This is a genomic window from Bacteroides sp. AF39-11AC, from assembly GCF_003474285.1.
GTDB lineage: Bacteria > Bacteroidota > Bacteroidia > Bacteroidales > Bacteroidaceae > Bacteroides.
Window position 1 is genome coordinate 151068 of sequence record NZ_QROH01000001.1, and the last position, 19516, is coordinate 170583.

The window sequence follows — 19516 nt, forward strand, 5'->3', positions numbered from 1 at the left end:
TGCAAGAAAAATGAGGGAGAAGAACCTCACGGTCCCTCTCCCTCATATAAAATTGATTAAGGTCTATCTTAAATAGTATTCGGAGTTATTTTTATGATTTCCCCTTGTGTAGTTTCCCTTTCCTCTATTTGATTGGTGAACGGATTTAGTACTTTCAGTATTCCTCCTTTCTCGGACTGTATTGTTATACTCTGTACTTTACCATTCTGATAGCTGGCGCTGACTAGAAATCCTCCTATAGCTCTCATTTTATCAAAACTAGCTTCTTTCCACCCTTCAGGGATAGCAGGAAAGACACGTATGATCCCTGTATGGCTTTGCATAAGCATCTCTTGTATAGCCGAGGCGAATGCAAAGTTTCCTTCCAAAGTGAAAGGGCGATAAGTGAAAGAAGTATATCCTTTTTTTAACTGATCACCGTTAAGATGAAAGCTGTTAGGCGAACAGAATGCTTTAATAAAAATATGCAGATTACGTGCGGCGGCATCTCCATCGAATATACGGGCTTGCATATTGGCCAACCAAGTATAGGTATATCCAATCCAAAATTCATTGCCCAATTCCTCCACATGGTGTATGGAACGCTTGATTAAACTCTCTACTTCTTTGCCTTGTGATATATCGAGGAGTCCAAAGGGATGAAAAGCCAACATGTGTGAAAGATGGCGATGCGATACTGTCAGTGGATAATCGGGGGCGATGGTCAACCCCGTACTGTCTGAGGCAAAATCAGGCCATTCTTCCAGTTGCCCGCGCCAATGAGCAGCATCTTTTTTCAGTCCTAATGCATCTGCCATTTCTGCTGCTGCCGTATAAGTGAAGCGTATATTAGCTAAATCGTAATTGGTAGTTTTCTGGAACCATGCATCCAGTTCATTATCGTTGATTTCCGGAGAAGTGGACAAGGGTAATTTGCGTTTGTTATCCGTAGTTTTCACGGAGACATTTTCAAAATAACGGGCTACCTCTTTAACCCAAGGATATGCTTGGGTTTCCAGGAATTCAGTATCTGCTTCATACTTCCATTGCTGGTAAAAATGGTGAGCGAGCCAACCGCTTGTGGTGGGCTGGTGAGAATAAGGGCTCCATCCTCCGATAGCTTTTCCTTCTAATGTGGCTATGCAAGGTACATTCAGACCTTCTACCTTAAAGAAACGACGGGTAAAATCTTCTCCGTTATCTTTTATTTTCCAGAGCCAGTCGGTGAATACACGCGATTCTTCTAGATGATTGGCACTGTATCCCGGCCAATAGCTAAGCTGTGTGTTTAAGTCATTATGGAAATCACCACGCCAAGGGGGAGTTTGCCCGTTGTCAGCAGTCCATACGGCCTGTAGGCAGATGGGAGGGGCATCTTTTCTAGAGGCAGCACCAAACTTATACATTTCTAAGTACCATTGAGCCTCCAATATAGGGTCGGGTAAATGAATTTGACATTTATTCCAATACGTATCCCACCAGTCGGTGTGTTCAGCCAATGCCGTATGGAAATCTTTTGCGTATTCCTTCATGAAATCAGCAGCCTGCACAGTTTCGCTGTACCAGGTACCTTGAGTGGTGATGCAATAGCTTCCTTCCAGGGTTTGCTGAGCAGGAACATGCCATTTCAAAGCTACTTCATAACTTACCCTTCCATAAGCTTTCTGGTGATAAACAATGCTATTATTACGTTGTGTCATTTTACCATTCTTATATCCTAATCGGGTGAGCAGATGAGTACGGGGAGCACTGACTCTTTGTATACTGGAACCGTCATCTTCAAAACGTGGTGCCTGTAATTCGATGGAAAGCATTTCAGGCAAATTCTCAAATCGGAAATGGCCTGTTTTGTCGATGGCACTGGTAAAGAATTTGCCAATGGCTCCACATTCCCAAGTAATGGTACAAACAGCTGTGTGTACATCCAGTCTAACATTCTTTACTTTCCCTAATTTAGATATCGGGAATTCGATAGCTCCTACCGGGATTTTTGTGGGAGCACAGTCTTTTCGGCTGCGGTCGTCGATTAAAGCGCGAACTCTAGAAAGATCTTTGTTGCAGATAACCTCATTACAAACGAACTGATAGGAGTAAGAAGGAGACTCAAACTCTTTAACAGGACGTAAATCCCACAAATCTGCTCTGTCCAATGCTAAACGTAAATTTCCGTCTTTCTCCCAAATGAGATTTCCTATGATACCGTTTCCTAAAGGAATTGCTTCGTCCCAGATAGTAGGGATGGTGCTGAACTGCAGTCCGTGAAATGTCTGAGTCTTGGCTTGCAGGTGGTTGAGGTTTAGTATTATCCCCACGAGGAGGATAAGGAGTTTTTTTGTTTTCATAAATATAAGGTTCTAATGAATTGTTTTCAGTGTGAATTCTACAGGTTGTCCATGTTGGCAAATAACGGTCAATTGCGTGTTTTCCCCATTAGAGGATAGAGATACTTTTTCGCAAGGATTGTCCATCTCCCATTTCCCTTTTAGAAGTAGTTTTTTTTCGATAGGCTGACTAGCCTCTTTGGTTGTGAAACTTTTCTCTGTAATATGAAGATTAGGATCACATATACTAACTAATATTTGCTTTTTATCTACTTTTCTTTGCATTACTATTGTTTCTGCAGGGACTTGGAGAAGAAGCTCGTCAGTCAAGGGAGTGTAATCTTCGAAAATCGCGTAGGCTGTAATACCAGTTGCTTCATCAAAAACAACGTGTGCTATATGATCTTTTTGTACTATTTGGTACGTTTGTTTATGCCGGGCAAGATCTAGTTCATCCGAATTCGGTTGTATCAGTACCATATACTCGTATTCAGCATCTCTAGGTGCTTTGCCGTGATTGATCCATGCCGATGAAAATGTACCATATGTTTTTGTCCGTGTTTTTTCATGGCGAGAATTTTGTTGAGCTATTTGTACAGTTATATTATTCCCTTTGACTAAATAATGATTGCCATATCCATCTTGTATCCAATGTAGTTTTCCATCATTCAGTTCTTGATGGAACATTTCATTTTGTTTTTTTCCATCGATAAATATGCTTGTACTGTCTTTTCGGAAGACACTTTGGAAAAGAGTAGTTTCTGTAGGATAGGAGAAGTTGCTATTATTGATTCCAGTTCCTAAACATATCATTCTGTTACCGAAACAGAAGACGGATTTACGGGCGACAAAGTCTGGAGTGAAGTTTTTTAATTCACGTTCCATCAATTTCATGGCAAACATTCCATTCTTTCCTTCCAGTGAACTGCTTCCTGAGAAATTCTCTTTCGAGCGTGCCATCGTAGTTCCAGGTAGAGGACTGTCCAGTAGTTCAAATGGCAGGTGGATGGTTGTGGTGCCGGGCAGACGGTTCCAGTCCCAACCATTCTCATCGTACCCGCTGGCAAGGCGTGAGGGCTGTCCCATGATTTGTACCGAGCCGTAGCTTTGGTAACGTCCATATCTGTTATCTTTCGTATAAATCTCAGCTCCCCACACGTCAGTGGTATATCCTTTAAGAGTAACCATCCAGTCTGCACGGCGGAAGATACCGGTTGAGCCATAGTTGTAGACAAAAAATCCTTGTGGTGCATTGGCGGGTTGTATGCCTTGCTCTTTGAAGTAGCATGCTTCTGGTGTGTTTTTGGGGCAAAGGCGAAGATAATCGGCTGCCAGATACCGGTCGAAATCATTTTTTTCTCCGGAAAGGTCGCCGGAGAGGGCAAGATAGGCGAAAGCAGCGATGTCGTCTTCTTTCATTGACCCTCTGAAAGGATGTCTGCCGCTGATGCCAATTCCCCATTCGTATTTATTGCAGTAGTTGCGCATGGAGATAAAGGCTGACTTTAATGTCTGTCGGGCTTCTTCAGTCGGTTCATATTCCGTTTGGTTGGTAAATGCGATAAACTGTCCTACCATGGCGAGGACTCCGGTAGTATAAGCAGGATAGAACCCTCCGTGATGGAATGTGGTGCCATCTACCTTGATGCCGCCAATAGTGCCGGGAGTATAGTGAAGTGAGGTCGAAACCCAGCGGGAAAGTCCTTTTAGAGCACGTGCCCGTTCCCGTTCGTCAGTAAGGAGCAGAGCGGATACGGTTTTCGCCATTAGCAAAGTGTGCCAGCTGTCTAGCAATTCGTCTCTTCCGTATTGATAAGGTTTACGGGTTTCGGACAGGGCAGACCAGAAGATAAGAGCTGATAAGATATTATCACGGTTGGGAGCTTTCCAAATGGCATCGCGCATCAGCCAGGCTGTAGTGTAGATTTTCCGTACCTGATAGCCATAGTGATGATTGGTTCCCATTCCGCTGCCATAGGCGAATCCTTGGTCAATGGCAAAATCCCATACTGTGAAATAGTTCTTCAGTGCTGTTGAGGAATGATTGTAATAAGCATCGTAAGCGAATCCGGAGAGCATTGTTTCCAGGTCATTCCAGGATATTTCTCCTTTAGAACGATCCAGTTCATCGGGAGTCAGGATAGGAGCACCTGTGAATCCTGTTCCGGAGCGTTGAATATTGGCTTTCTGAAAAACATTGTATGCTTTGGAAACAGCTTCCTTCGGCGCTTTCTGAATATCGAGGGCGGTGGCGGTGGTTAACCGCTGTTCTACGGTACGCAGTTCATTTTTTTCTGCTTGATTGAGGGTGGAAGGTAATGGAATATCATACTTATATTGTTCCCATTGCCAAACCCGGCACCAATGCCACAGGTCGCGATACGAGAGGGAGTTATTGTAAGGCATCTGCAAGTCGGGGGTAGTGCGGTCGTTCATCTTTTTCACAGGGAAAGTCAAACGGTCCAGAAATATGCGGCCTTTTCGTTCAGGGGCTATCAGCCGGTAGCTTGCTATTTCTTTGTTTTGTTTATCTCCTTTCATGTGCTGGAAGCCAATCCAGCAAGCGCGCCAGCCAGCCGATGCCAACTGGAAACTGAACCAATAAGATACATCTCCTTGGGGGGAAAGGAATTCAAAGCGAATGGAATCTTGTTGGGGGGCTTCATTATAAATCCATAGGGTTATTCCGTATGAATTTTCCATTCGTTCATCAAGGATTAGAGGCTGTTCCAGAGAAACATTGAGCTTGGAACCGGAACGGAAATCCCATTTCAGGCTTTGCTTCCCTTCTTTATAATACTGGGTGGACAGGGTGATTTTTCCCTTATCGGCTGTTGTAAACTCTTTGGGGATTTCTGTCTCAAAACCTATGAATTGAGCAAAAGATACTTGGCTGCATAGCAACGCAAGGATGAATAGCAAGTGTTTTCTGGTCATAAGGTATATTGTTTTTTAAAATTATAAAAGAGGAGAGGAACCTCACGGTCACTCTCCTCCATACATATCAAATTGATTAAGGTCTATTTGATTTCATTTTAAGGTTAGAAGTTCTGTGTAACTAAATGATTATTTCCAATATTTGTTTTGTTCCAATTTGGTGTTTACACCAAGTTCCTTAGTCGGAATGGGGAGGAACTGGTTCTTTTCAGTTGTATTACTTACATACTGAGCTGCTCCTTTGGCATTGTTGGCAGTAGACCAACGCGGATCATTGACTGCAGCTCCCAGATCTTCTTTGATAGCCTTGTAGTAAATACCCCAACGTACCAGGTCGTACTTACGCAGAGACTCAAAGCAAAGTTCACGACCGCGTTCATCACGGATCAATTTCTGGAAATCACCGTATGACAAATCTTTCACTTCGTCAATTCCTGCACGTTTACGTACCTCGTTGATACATGTGTAAGCTAATGCTGTAGGACCTTGGTTTGCTTCGTTTTCAGCTTCAGCGAGCATGAGCAATACATCAGCATAACGCAAGAGGCAATAGTTCTCTTGAGTATAGTTTTTATGTCTTGGACTGCTGCTTTCCCATTCACGACGGTATTTGCCACAACGACGGTCTACAATCTGGTTGTCTTTCCATGCAACTTGCTCATCCTTATTGTTAAGTTTGTAAGGAGCCATGGCCAAATCGCGGCGAGCATCTTTAGTATCGAACAAGTCCCAGAGAATCAAGCTACCTGCATAGAAAGCATATGTGTAACCTGCACCTGTACCTGCTGAGTTCTCTTGAAGATTACCGATTACATTACCTATACGGCTTTCAGTATAGCTACCATCATCACGTGTTCCAACAAATTCTACTTCCCACATACTTTCATTGTATGTAGTCTCATATTGGTCAGAAGCTAAAGCTTTCCACATAGCATATACGTCAGGATTCAACTTATGTTTTTTAGAGTCGTATACTGCTTTAGCATATTTGGCAGCTTTTTCATAATATGGCTTTCCACCTTTTGAAGGTTCGCCTGCACGCCACAAACATACGCGAGCCAGAACACCTTCTACTACAGTTTTCTTCACATGTGAAGGGGATGCATCATAATTGCTGTCATCTACCATGTCGATACAGTCTTCCATTTCCTGAATAATCCAGTCGAGTGCTTCGGCGTGGGGGGTAGCCTCCAGACTGCTGACGGTGATATCTTTTACTGTTTCTTTACGGATGGGCACTTCATACCAACCTTGTACCAGCAAGAAATGATAATAGGCGCGCAGGAATTTAGCTTCTCCTTTGATGCGTGCTCTTACTTTCTCGTCAGAGATACTGGCTCCATCGATATTATCGAGCAATACATTGGCATTATTGATTCCTGAGTAAAGTGATTCCCATGTGTACCATAGATCGGTATTACCCGTATTATGTGAATTGGCCACTACCGCACTTGTTTGGTTTTGACGATAGTAATAACTCAAATCATCAATATTGGACAACATACAAGAATAACGGTTTCCATACACATGTTCTGCTGCCATCGTCCAGTATACACCGGCTAATGCCATTGTACAATCAGTTTCATTCTTGTAGAATGTTTCAGGCGCTACAAAGTCGTAGGGCTTGGTGTCAAGCATATCGCAACCAGCCATAGAAGCAACTACTGCCAGGATGCAAACTTTCTTGAAGATATTATTGATACTTTTCATATTAGTTTCTTGATTTTAGGTGATTAGAAGGTTATGTTAATACCAAGTGATGCGTTGAATGAACGCGGATAAGCGGACCAGTCGAAACCGGGAGTCAATACACTGTTACGTGTAGAAACCTCAGGATCGGAACCGGAATAACCTGTAATGGTGGCTATATTCTCTGCCGAAACAAAGAGTCTGGCTGCACTGATACCTAAAGAACGCAATGTATTGGGTGTGAAATTGTAACCCAGTGAGATGGTCTTTAACTTCAAGAATGAACCGTCTTCTATATACAGAGAACTGTAGTATTCTGCACCGATAGCTCTTGCACGTGGCATGTTGCTAGCCGGATTTTCAGGACTCCAGCGGTTTGTATAAGAAGCGAACATATTTGTATTCTTCTTGCTTTGAGGATTTTCAAATACCATACGGTTCGCATTCAAAATATCGTTGCCGTAACTCCATTGCAGGAAGATGTTGAGATCCCAATTCTTGTAGACAAAGTTATTGCTGAAACCACCTGTATGCTTGGGTTGTCCGTTACCAATAATGGTGCGATCGTCATCAGTGATTTTATTGCCTTCTTTATTACTTAGCTTCTTATATTTCGGATCACCCGGTTGTGCATCGTCTGAAATACGAACTACATCATCTTTTAGCTTGTATATGGTTTTGCCGTTAGCATCAACTGATGTGTTGAAATCTTCATATTTATAAACACCGTCATAGATGAAACCGTACATACTTCCGGCTGCGTCACCTTTTTTGCTGATATAAGCAGGCATGGTTTTATATTTGTTATCCCAGTTTACGAAACTGATCATATCATCCTGCCCGTAATTCAGTTCTACAATCTTATTACTGTTGAAAGCAATATTGAAGTTAGAGGTCCAGCTAAAGTTTTTTTGTTTGATATTTATAGTTTCTAAGGTAAGTTCGAAACCCTTGTTACGTAATTTACCTACGTTCAAAGTTGCACTGGAATAACCGGAACTTGCAGGAACGTCTGCGCCCAACAGCAAGTCTTTGGTGGTTTTGATATAGTAGTCCATAGTAACGTTGATACGTCCATCGAAGAATCCTAAATCCAAACCGAGGTCATATTGTTCGGTAGTTTCCCATTTTAGCTTTTCATTAGCCATAGAACCTAATACGTATCCGGGATAGAAAGAGCTGTCCCAAGGATATTTGTAGACATTGGAGCTGGTTACTAACTGTGCCATGTAGTCGAAGTCACCGATACGGTTGTTACCTGTGAGACCCCAGCTTAAACGCAATTTACCATTAGACAACCAAGGAAGTGCATCGGAAACAAAGTTTTCGCGTCCGAAAGCCCAAGCCAGTGAGCCTGATGGGAAATAACCCCAACGATTGCCCGGAGCGAACTTGGAAGAACCGTCAGTACGCATAGAAGCTGTAACATAATATTTGGATGCGTAGTTGTAATTGATACGTCCCAGATAAGAAATCATGGCGTTTTCTCCTTGTGAGGCTGTGACAACCGGAACTGCAGAACCTTTACCAATACCTGACATTCCGAAAGCCTCGTTCGTAATCTGTTCTTGGGTAATGCTGCTAAGATAGCTGGTATACTTTTGGAAAGTAGCACCGACCAAAGCGTTCAGGTTATGATCGTTTTTAGCATAAACGTAAGACAGAGTGTTTTCATTCAGGTAATTGCGTGTCTGCTGTTGTCTCAGGAATGCGTTGATACCTTTACTTTGTGTATTGGATGGATGCGTATTACCGGTACGGGTTTGGCTTCCATTGAATTCTTCTCTCTTTATGTCGCGTCCAGTATATCCGGCAGTAACTTTGAACTTCAGGTTCTTGATAATTTCCCATTCTACACCTAAGTTGGCTTGCAGATGGTTGGTCGTTGTACGGCGATACTCGTTTTTTGCAGAAAGTACCGGATTGAAACGATAGTCATTACTCATGTCCACGTCGTTATCGTACAATTCTGCCAGGAGGTCGGAACCGGAAGGAGAAACCGGACGATATCCCCATACACTATACATCAGTGAGTTGGATACACTTGTTTGTGCAGCAGAAGGATCGGGACCGTTCTGTACGTTACTTGCAAAGTTTGCATTCGCATTAACCTTTATACTCTTGTTAATTCTCTGATTAAAATTGAAACGACCTTGGTAACGAGAGAGATCAGAGTTGATAATAACACCTTCCTGGTTGCTGTAAGAGAGTGATGCTGAGTAGTCCATCTTATCGCTACCACCACTTAAACCTACATAGTGATTATGGCTGATAGCTGTGCGATAGATTTCATCCTGCCAGTCGTAACTCTTGAATCTCTTATAATCATCGAGTGTGATACCATCTTTTAAGTAGTAATAAGCAAATTCATCTACTTTTTCTCCATCGATTTCTTTAGTGTTTCCTTCCATGATTTCCTTTTGCAGGTTGACGAAGTCATAACCGTTCATCATATCCATGGTGTTTTTCACTTTACTCATGCTGACACTACCGTTATAAGTAAGAGTAGCTTTTCCGGCTTTACCCTTCTTGGTTGTGATGATAACAACACCATTGGCACCACGAGAACCGTAGATTGCTGTTGCAGAAGCATCCTTCAATACGTCGATAGATTCAATATCGTTCGGGTTGAGGGCGCTCATTCCGGAAGTTTCACTTGGGAAACCATCGATAACGTATAGAGGAGCAGTACTCTGAGTCAAAGAACCGGCACCACGGATTACGATATTGAAGTTGTCGCCCAGACCACCATCTGTAGAAGATACCTGTACACCGGCGATACGTCCACCCAGTGTTTCAGCTACGTTGTTAATAGGGGTTTTTGTTAAGTCACTCATGTTGGCCTTACCAATAGCTCCGGTTAAGTCGCGACGTTTTACGTCACCATAACCAACAGCTACAACGACTACCTCATCCAGTGCTTGCGCGTCTTCTTGCAGAGTAACATTGAAAGTCTTTTGATTTCCAACTTTAATTTCTTGAGTTTTATAACCTACAAAAGAGAATTGCAGGATATCAGAGGATTTGACATTGTCCAGTTTAAAACTACCGTCGAGTGCGGTAATAATTCCGTTTGTAGTTCCTTTCACAACGACGCTAACTCCGGGAAGTTCTCCCATGGCATCAACAACTTTACCTGTAACTTGGCTACCTGTCTGTGCTTGTACGCCTAATACGCAGCAGAGAAAAGTTGCCAGTAGCATTAAGGTTACTTTCTGTTTCATAAATATTAAATTAATTAGTTATTAAAAAGGTTGTTCTTTCTCGTTAAACGACTCGAATCACAATGCAAATGTATGTGATTAAATAGGAGACGACTTTCGTTAATAGTTCGCAAAAAGTACGAATTTGTACATTCTTGATAAAGAAGACCTGTTCTGTACGATTCCTTACCTTGTTCCCTGATTCTTACCTGCTTTCACTTGTTCCAGTAGTGCTGAAAGCTCTTTTACCATCTCCGGATGTGCTGCCGCCACATTGTCTTTCTCCGATGGATCTATGGATATATTGTACAGTTGGGGCTTTGGATTGTTTCCTAATTCCATCTTCGTCCAATGTTCGATGGCTGGTTTGTTGCTCGGTTCGATGTATTTCCATGTTCCTTGAATAATTGATAAGGTATTATTCAGATTCTGCTGTACTACATAATCACATCCGGTATTATCTTTCCCTAAGAAAGTAGACAGTTGGTCACGGCTGTCGGGAGCAACGGTTGCAGGCGTGAGCGGGTGGTTCAGTAAAGCAGCTAAGGAGGCATACACGTCGATCATAGAGAACAAAGCTTGTTGTTTGCAAGGCTGGATACCGATAGGCCAACGTACAATGAAAGGAATACGTGTTCCGGCTTCATAAGCACTATACTTACCGCCACGGTATTGTTTCATAGGAGTATGGCCGTTCAGCAGTTCGAAAGCCTGATCTTGATAACCGTCGTCAATAACGGGGCCATTATCGCTACAGAACACAAAGATAGTGTTATCTGCAAGGTTCAGACTATCCAGAGTGTTCATAATCTCACCCACAGTCCAGTCCAGTTGCAGGATTACGTCACCACGGGTTCCCATGCCACTCTTGCCGGCAAAACGGGCGTGAGGTACGCGGGGAACGTGCACGTCTTGCGTGCCCATATACATAAAGAAAGGTTCGTCTTTATGCTTTACGATAAAGTCTTTGGCTTTACCAGTGATGACATCTGCAATGTCTTCATCTACCCAAAGGGCTGATTTTCCACCGGTCATCCAACCGATACGGGGAATACCATTTACTATTGTATTATTATGACCCTGGCTGGGTTTCAGTTTTACAAGTTCGGGATTTTCCAGTCCGGTAGGCCAGTTGCCTACTTTATGGTTGTAGTTGACGGTAATGGGGTCGTTGGGGTCTAAACCTACAACGTGTCCATTCTCAACGAATACGCAAGGTACACGATCCACAGTGGCAGGAATGATGTATTCGTAATCAAATCCTATATCCTGGGTATTCGGCTTGATAAGATGGTTGAAGTCTGTACCTCCTTTAGGACCAAGTCCCAGATGCCATTTACCAACGGCTCCGGTAGCATATCCTTCCGCCTTGAACATGTCAGCCATGGTGACACAGGCTGTATCGATAATGAGCTCGGAGTTGCCGGGAGCGATTCCTGTATTTTCCTGTCGCCAGGGATACATACCTGTCAGCAGACCGAAGCGGGAGGGGGTACTGGTGGAGGAAGTGGCATAGGCATTGGTGAACTGTACACCTTGTCCGGCAAGGCGGTCGATATTGGGGGTACTTATTTTAGTGGCGCCATAGCAACTCAGGTCACCGATACCCAAATCATCGGCAATCAGGTAGATAACATTGGGCTTCTGACGGAGAGTGCCGGTGGTTTCTTTCTTCGACGGATTTCCGCATCCGGTTATCAGGGCTGCGCCCGGAAGAAGGGACCATAAAGGGGAAAAATGTTTCATAGCTCTTTGACTTTAGATTGTTATTTCTGAGGCCAAAAGTAGTGGTTTTTCCGGAATTGAGTGTATAAGGGAGTACAAGGGAAGGACGAAAATGTACATAATGCTAATGAAAACACTGGAATGTACAGAAGAAGATATTCTCCCTTTATAGAGAATCTTTTCTCAATGCGGTGAGAGTTTCTTCTCAATACGATGAGAATAGATTCTCTTTATGATGAGAATAGATTCTCGCCATAGCGAGAAAGATGAGAAGACTTATACGGCTTATTAACCTTCTTCGTCTTCTTCATCCTTACTTCCTGTATCCGCATCCTCTCCTTTGCGATAAGCCAGCGGACTTACATGGTATACATCCTTGAAACACTTTGAGAAGTAGCGGGAAGAGCTGAATCCGATCTTGTCTGAGATTTCGGTGATGTTCAGTTCCGGATTGTTCCGTAACATCAAGGCGCCTTTCTTCAAACGAATGGTCAGGATGAAATCATTCGGTGTTTGTCCGGTGATAGCCTTCAGCTTGGTGAACAGGTTGGTACGAGCCATTGCCATTTCACGGGCGAAGGTATTGACATTAAATTCCGTATTATCCAGATTTTTCTCGATGATGCTGATGGCACGATCCAGAATTTCCTTATCTATCGGATTCGTTGCCAGCATCTGGGCATAGGCTTGCGGTTGCTTGCTGAACTTCTCTTGTAAGAGGATGCGTGAGTTTACCAGATTGTTACAACGGGAAATCAGCAGGTTTGTATTGAAAGGCTTGGTGATGTAATCATCCGCACCAATACGCAGGCCCTCGATGTTTTGTTCTACGGCAGTCCGGGCTGTAAGAAGCACTACCGGAATATGGCAGGTGTTGAAGTCGTTTTTGATCTGTTTACATAGCTCGGTGCCGGACATTTTAGGCATAACCACGTCGCTTACTACGATGTTCGGCATCTCCTTCTGTACCAGTTCCAGGCCTTCTTCTCCGTCTGCGGCAGTCAGTACCTGATAGAATGGGCGGAAGATATTCTCCAGCATTTCACGGATGGAGGCATTGTCTTCTACGATAACCATTTTAACGTCGGGCATGCGTTTTATCGGAGCATTCTCTTCCAACTCTGCTTTGAGTGAAGCATCGATTTCAGAAGTTTGTGCCTGTTCTATTTGTTGTACGGCTTCAGTCTTCTTACTGATTTCTTCCTGACTGAAATGAGCGTTTCCAAGATGGAGACGAATGATGAAGCTACTGCCTTTGCCGAGTTCACTTTCTACCTTGATAGTGCCGTGGTGCAGTTCGATGATACCTTTCGTGAGAGCCAGTCCGATGCCGGTACCAACGCCGGTGGTAAGGCTATCCATTTGTTCGGTCTGATAGAAACGGTCGAATATCTTATCTATCTCTTTGGCATCGATGCCGCTGCCGGTATCAGTCACACGGATGACGGCTTCGTTACCTTCGGTGGTAATACTGAGGGTAATGGTATCTTCTGCCTGGGTGTGCTTGATGGCATTGGACAGGAGGTTGTTGATAACCTTCTGCATCTGTTTCTGGTCGTACCATACTTCAAGGCTTTCGCTGTCTTTCTCGAAGTTGAAACTAATCTGCTTGCTGCTGGCATACTCCATAAAGATCAGATAGTTCTCATAGAGGAAATGTACGATATTGTGCGGACTGACTTTTACTTTCATATGCCCTTGTTCCTGTTTGCGGAAGTCAAGGAGTTCAGTGATCAGTTCGCGCAACTGGATACTATTCTGGTAAATACTCAATATCTTATTATAGATAGTGGGTGTGAAGTTCTGCAGTTGCATCAGGGTTTCCACCTGCGACACGATAAGGGTAAGCGGGGTACGGAATTCGTGTGAGATGTTGGTGAAGAAGCGTAGCTTGGACTGGTTCAAAGCTTCTACATCTTGTATGTGTTTCTGCTCATACTTCAACGATTCACGCAGTTTAATTCTCGATTTGTACGTTCTGACCAGATACCATAAAAGGATAGCTGTCACTATCAGATAAATGAGATAAGCAAGGGGTGTTTTATAGTAAGGAGGCAATACGTGGATAGTCAGATGTATCTGCGGGCAAAGGGATTCTTCTTTCCCTTTGGGTTTAATCAGCAGATTGTACGTTCCGGCATTCAGGTTCGTATAAGTGATGATGGGCTGACCGCGTGTACTGTTCCAGTCGTCGGAGAAGCCTTCCAGTTTGTAAATGATTTCATCTTTATTCGCTGCCACGTAGTTGGAGGTGGCAAATTCAATACTGAACATGGTCTGGTTCGCGTTCAGGGTGATCTCCTGGGTATGGCATAAAGATTGCGTCAAAATGCCCGTTTCATCGCTGACTTTCACTTCAGAACCGTTTACGATGAGGCGGGAAAGGATAATTTTGTAGGGCTTCGGAGTAAAGTTAAGCTCCAGCTCATTGAACGAAAGCATACCTTGTGTGCCGCCGAGGAATACTTCGCCATCTCGCGTTACACATAGTGCATTTTCATTGACTGCTGTCAACGGGAAGCCGTTTTCTGCACTATAGTTCTGGAACTTCTCTGTTTTCTGGTCGAAAATGGAGAACCCCTGATTGGTGATAAGTATCAGTTTGCCGCTGACTGGGGATTCTTGCGTATCGTAGATACAATCGCTGACGAGTCCGTTCTTATCTTTGTCGAAGTTCTCGAAGTCATTGCTGGCAGGGCGATACAGGTCGAGTCCACTTCCTGAAGTCGAAAACCAGAGATTGCCCTTATTATCTTGCATGATGTTGTTCACATTGTTGTTACTGAGGCTGTGCGGTTGTGCCACGTCGTGCCGGTAATTGGTCAGCTTGTTGGTATCGAAACGGTAGGAGAAGATACCTTCGCCCGTGGCGGCAATCCAGAGTGTGCCATTGTTATCTACTTCTACATCGGCCACCATTGTTATTTTGCGTCCTTCTTTGGTGTCTTTAAAGAGTTGCCGGCATTTCCCGCTTTGGGGATCAAACAAACATACGCCATTCTGAGTGGCGACAATTAACTGGTCATGATAAGGTGTTATATCACGAACAATGTTTGATGGAAGTGTTTCCGGATTACCTTCTTCCATGAGATAGTGGGTGAATGCTCCTGTACGGATATCGAGCTTGTTCAGTCCACCGAGATGAGTACCAATCCAGATGATTTCTTTGGCAGGATCATAATAGAGGGCTTTTACATTGCTGTGGGAGATACTATTATATCCCTTTCCGGCAAGATACCATTTGAACTCACGTGTGCGGCGATTATAGAAATTGAGTCCGCCACCTTCAGTACCGATCCATAGGTTACCGTTCTTATCTTCAATGGTACGCCCTACTACAGGACTACTCAGGCCCTCTTTCTCATTTCTGGAGGCTTTATACCGGGTGTAGATTTCATATTCAGGATTGAAGTAATTGACACCACCGAAGTAAGTGCCTAGCCATAGTGTCCCCTGATTATCCTTTACGATGCACCAGATGGAAGAGTGGGTAAGACCTTCGTTCTGCATATCGTTGGAAGTATGGTTCTGGAAAAGTCCTGTTGTCTTGTTATAGCGGTTCAGGCCGTTGAAGGTTCCTATCCAGATATTGCCAAGGTTATCTTCGCAACAAGCTCTTACGAAGTCGGAAGATATACTGTGCGGATTCTTCGGGTCGTTTCGCAGGTTTTCGATACTCCCGTCTGTTTTTATTCGGAAGAGTCCTTTTTCCCAGCTGCCTATCCACAATTCGCCTGAATTGTCCTGGTAGATGCTGGTAATGTTTCCTTTTTCAATGGGATGGGTGACTTGATGTCCGTCTATTTTCAGATTGAAGACTCCTTCGCTGGTGGTTCCTATCCACATGTGTCCTTTATCCTCGAACATGCAGGAGATCTCGATGTTTTCTCCCGCCATTTGATAGTAGAGGTCGAAGTTGTCGGTCTGTTCATTGTAACGGTAGATTTCATTCTTTTTTCCTATAAACAGGCCGTTTTTATAATAGATGCTGTTGATGTTACCTTGAAGGAGAGTCGTAAAGCGTTGTGTCGTCAGATCGAACTGGGCAACGCCTTCGGTACAGAGCAGATAGATTTTACCGTTTTGATCGCCTGCCATGCGCAACACTGTATTGCAGAAAAGGCTGTAAGGGTCGTTTTTGCTCAGTTTATAGGTTTGTATATCATTACCGTTGTAGCGGTTCAAACCTTCACGCGTACCAATCCACAAGATACCGTTCTCGTCAATGTACAGGCTGTTGACGCTAAACTGAGATAAACCGTCATCGGTTGTCAGATGATTGAAAGTAATATTCTGGCTGTGTAGATTTGCTGTAGCTATGCTTACTAAAACAAGAAACAGCGTTTTGATAAACTTTTGCACTTCTCCTCCGGTATTTTTAAGGTTTCAAACACAAATATAAGGCGTTTTGCTTAAAAGGGGGAAGTTTATTATCTGATTTTTATGGTTATGTCTGTTTAAATGTATAATTTTGGGCGTTTGTCGGACGAATTTGGACTTTTTCATTGATGAGGAAGACGTATATTTGCATACTAATTTTAAATCTATATATAGAATATCATGAACAACCTTCAATCCATTGTATCCCATTTTAATACGAAGGGTACAGTTAATGAAATCCAGCCTTTAGGCAGCGGGCTGATTAACGACACGTATAAAGTGACTACTCTTGAAGCAGATGCCCCCAACTATGTATTGCAACGTGTTAACCATGCTATTTTCCAGAATGTGGAGATGTTGCAGGCGAACATTGAAGCCGTAACCCGGCATATCCGCAAAAAGCTTGTGGAACAAGGTGCGGATGATATAGATCGTAAAGTGCTTTCTTTTATTCCTGCCGATACCGGAAAAACGTATTGGTACGATGGTGAAAACTATTGGCGTATCATGACATTCATTCCTAATGCAAAGACTTATGAGACGGTGGATGCAGAATATTCTTATTATGCCGGTGTAGCTTTTGGTAATTTCCAGGCAATGCTTGCGGATATTCCTGATGAACTGGGAGAGACTATTCCTGATTTTCACAATATGGAGTTCCGTCTGAAGCAACTTCGTGATGCGGTGGCTGCGGATGCGGTTGGCCGGGTGAAAGAAGTGCAGTACTATCTGGATGAGATAGAGAAACGTGCTGAGGAGATGTGCAAAGGTGAACGTTTGTATCGCGAAGGCAAATTGCCCAAGCGTGTATGTCATTGCGATACGAAAGTGAATAATATGATGTTTGATGAAGAAGGTAAGGTGCTCTGCGTCATTGATCTTGATACAGTGATGCCTAATTTTATCTTCTCTGATTTCGGCGATTTCCTTCGTTCTGCTGCCAATACAGGTGCCGAGGATGATGAGAATCTGGATAACGTGAATTTCAATATGGAGATATTCAAGGCGTTTGCAAAAGGTTACCTGGAATCAGCGAAGGTCTTTCTGCTTCCGATAGAGGTTGAGAACCTGCCGTATGCGGCTGCATTATTCCCCTATATGCAATGTGTTCGTTTCCTGGCGGATTATATTAATGGTGATACTTATTATAAGACTAAATATCCTGAACATAACCTTGTACGTACAAAAGCGCAATTCAAACTGTTGCAGAGTGTGGAAGAACATACACCGGAAATGAAGGAGTTTATAAAGGAGTCATTAGTATAAAGTATGTTCATAACGGAATAATAATGAGCTAAATGATAATTTATCGGGCTGAATTTTAAGCCTGAAAGGCTTGCATTATATAGCGTAGGGCATCGCCCTACGTAATATACATCCCCATTTTTGAGCCCTGAAAGGGCGAGATAAAGCGTGTATGCTTGATTGCGCCCTTTCAGGGCTTAAATAGAGATATACATAATCACGTAGGGCGTTGCCCTACGCTATGTAATTTCAGGCTTTCAGCCTTATAAAATCCGCGTTCGTCCGCCTTGTCCGCGTATCAATTTAGCTCATAACCGTATAGAAATGAATTGTTTAATGTAATCAAAATATGAACAAAAGAACCTTTGCATGCTTGGTCTTGAAATCAACAGCCCTGTTAATAGCTCTGCTCTGTTTTTATCCCTTGTCTGCAACTAACCCCCAAAAGAAAGAAATGAAAGAGTTGAATGTAAAAAAAGTAAGTCTGGCTAATGTGGCAGTAGAGAATATCCCTGCTTTGTTGGATAAAGAAAAGGTGGCTTTTCAGTCGATTAATACGGTGAATTGGATAGCATTCCCTTATCAGCCGGAGGTGCAGTTCCGTATAGCTCACACGGATGATGCAATTTTGGTTCATTACAAAGTAAAAGAAGCCAGTGTGCGTGCTGTAGCTGCCGGAGATAACGGTGCAGTATGGGAAGATGCTTGCGTAGAGTTTTTCTCTATCCCAGCAGGAGATGGAATTTATTATAATGTAGAATGTAACTGCGTTGGGACTCTCCTGATCGGTGCCGGTGCCGGACGTGAAAACCGTGAGCATGCCCCGCAAGAAGTGATGGACAAAGTGCAGCGCTGGTCTTCTTTGGGACGCCAGTCTTTTGAAGAACGTGTGGGAGAGTGTAACTGGGAACTGGCATTGGTCATCCCGTATTCTGCTTTTTTCAAGCATCAAATCACCAATCTTGACGGAAAGACAGTTCGTGCCAATTTCTACAAATGCGGTGATAAGCTACAAACGCCTCACTTCCTTTCTTGGAATCCTATTGGTCTGGAAAAGCCCAATTTCCACTGTCCCGAATTCTTCGGTACATTGAGCTTTGAGTAATTATTTCCAGTCTTTCAAATTGTAACTTGCTTCTACCGCCCTTTCTATATCATCGGGAAGGGCGGGGAAGAAGTCTATCCCTGTGATCCGCTCCACTTCGTCCACAGTGTTTACATAAGAGTCCAGCGGATTGTCCCCTTCATTATTTTTATAGATAAAGCCGATAGCTTTCGGTTTCTTGTGCAGAGAAAGTATCACCTTAAAGAAAGCATCCGGTACAGCTACTTTATGTTCACCTATGGTCTGTGGCTTCCGGTCATAGAAGATAGGACCGGCTACAATGTAAAGGCAACTGTCTTTTTTCACCCACTTACGGCATTTCTGTTCCAGCTCGTTCCAGTCGCCACGGTTTAGATTATGGTGCTGGGGGCAGATGTTAGTCATGTAGAAGCTCTCTATCATGGCTTCACGGTTCCATTTGTTATCACCTGCCGGACAAAGATGCCCACGATCCCAGCCACTACCTTTATAGTCTTGTGTAGTGACTGCTTTGCTTTTGGGCAGGTCGGGGTCGGGACGGAAGTTATTGATCCGCTCGGTATTTTCTTTTAAACGTTCGGGAGTCAGTTTCCAGGCTACCCAGTTGGCAATGCGGGTATTGGAGTTATAAGATACGAGGTATCCGGTGCGTTGCAGAAGTATTTCGGGGGTGCCGGGGGCAGTGGTTTGCTTGATGTATATATCAGAATTCAGTGGGAGATTCTGAATGATGGTTTCAGTCTGTTCAGAGGCGGCAGTCTTTTCTTTAGAGCTCGTTGTCTGATAAGCGGTAGCAATGCCACATATGATCAGGATAATCAGGAGCACCACTTGTTTCTTGCTATTCGTTTGTTTCTTCTTCTTTTTTCTCATAATTGAATGGGTAAGGTGGTGCAAAGATAACAAAAAAGGCGGACGAGTAAACCCGACCGCCTTCTGAATAAGGAGTATTC

Annotated in this window: 9 protein-coding genes; 2 read left to right on the forward strand and 7 right to left on the reverse strand. The window is 43.5% G+C overall.

Annotation, left to right across the window (positions count from 1 at the left end):
* Window positions 1-68: 68 nt before the first annotated feature.
* The 6 genes from DW036_RS00460 to DW036_RS00485 all read right to left on the reverse strand — a co-directional run bounded on the left by DW036_RS00460 (window position 69) and on the right by DW036_RS00485 (window position 16216).
* Window positions 69-2321, reverse strand: a complete 2253-nt coding sequence (locus DW036_RS00460; protein ID WP_118460434.1) for a glycoside hydrolase family 95-like protein — start codon at window positions 2319-2321, stop codon at window positions 69-71.
* A 12-nt stretch (window positions 2322-2333) separates the two neighbouring features.
* Window positions 2334-5237 (reverse strand): chondroitinase family polysaccharide lyase, encoded by a 2904-nt coding sequence (locus DW036_RS00465; RefSeq protein ID WP_118460436.1) that lies wholly within the window; start codon window positions 5235-5237, stop codon window positions 2334-2336.
* Window positions 5238-5366: 129 nt separating this feature from the next.
* The gene (locus DW036_RS00470; RefSeq protein ID WP_118460438.1) at window positions 5367-6947 is read right to left on the reverse strand and encodes a RagB/SusD family nutrient uptake outer membrane protein; all 1581 of its coding nucleotides are present in this window, start codon (window positions 6945-6947) and stop codon (window positions 5367-5369) included.
* 23 nt (window positions 6948-6970) lie between these two features.
* Window positions 6971-10150: a TonB-dependent receptor gene (locus DW036_RS00475; RefSeq protein WP_118460440.1), complete on the reverse strand. Its 3180-nt coding sequence runs from the start codon at window positions 10148-10150 to the stop codon at window positions 6971-6973.
* A gap of 165 nt (window positions 10151-10315) precedes the next feature.
* Window positions 10316-11875, reverse strand: coding sequence for a sulfatase-like hydrolase/transferase (locus DW036_RS00480; protein ID WP_118460441.1), 1560 nt, complete (start codon window positions 11873-11875; stop codon window positions 10316-10318).
* 267 nt (window positions 11876-12142) lie between these two features.
* Entirely contained in the window at window positions 12143-16216 is a 4074-nt protein-coding gene (locus tag DW036_RS00485; RefSeq protein WP_118460443.1) for a two-component regulator propeller domain-containing protein, read from the reverse strand.
* A 198-nt stretch (window positions 16217-16414) separates the two neighbouring features.
* Here DW036_RS00485 and DW036_RS00490 point away from each other — a divergent pair, with 198 nt between their 5' ends.
* Window positions 16415-17500, forward strand: coding sequence for a phosphotransferase enzyme family protein (locus tag DW036_RS00490; RefSeq protein ID WP_118460445.1), 1086 nt, complete (start codon window positions 16415-16417; stop codon window positions 17498-17500).
* Window positions 17501-17828: 328 nt separating this feature from the next.
* Window positions 17829-18584, forward strand: coding sequence for a carbohydrate-binding family 9-like protein (locus tag DW036_RS00495; RefSeq protein ID WP_118460447.1), 756 nt, complete (start codon window positions 17829-17831; stop codon window positions 18582-18584).
* Here DW036_RS00495 and DW036_RS00500 read toward each other — a convergent pair whose 3' ends face one another.
* Complete coding sequence (locus tag DW036_RS00500) at window positions 18585-19436, reverse strand: DNA/RNA non-specific endonuclease (protein ID WP_118460449.1); 852 nt, start codon at window positions 19434-19436, stop codon at window positions 18585-18587.
* Between the last annotated feature and the right edge of the window lie 80 nt (window positions 19437-19516).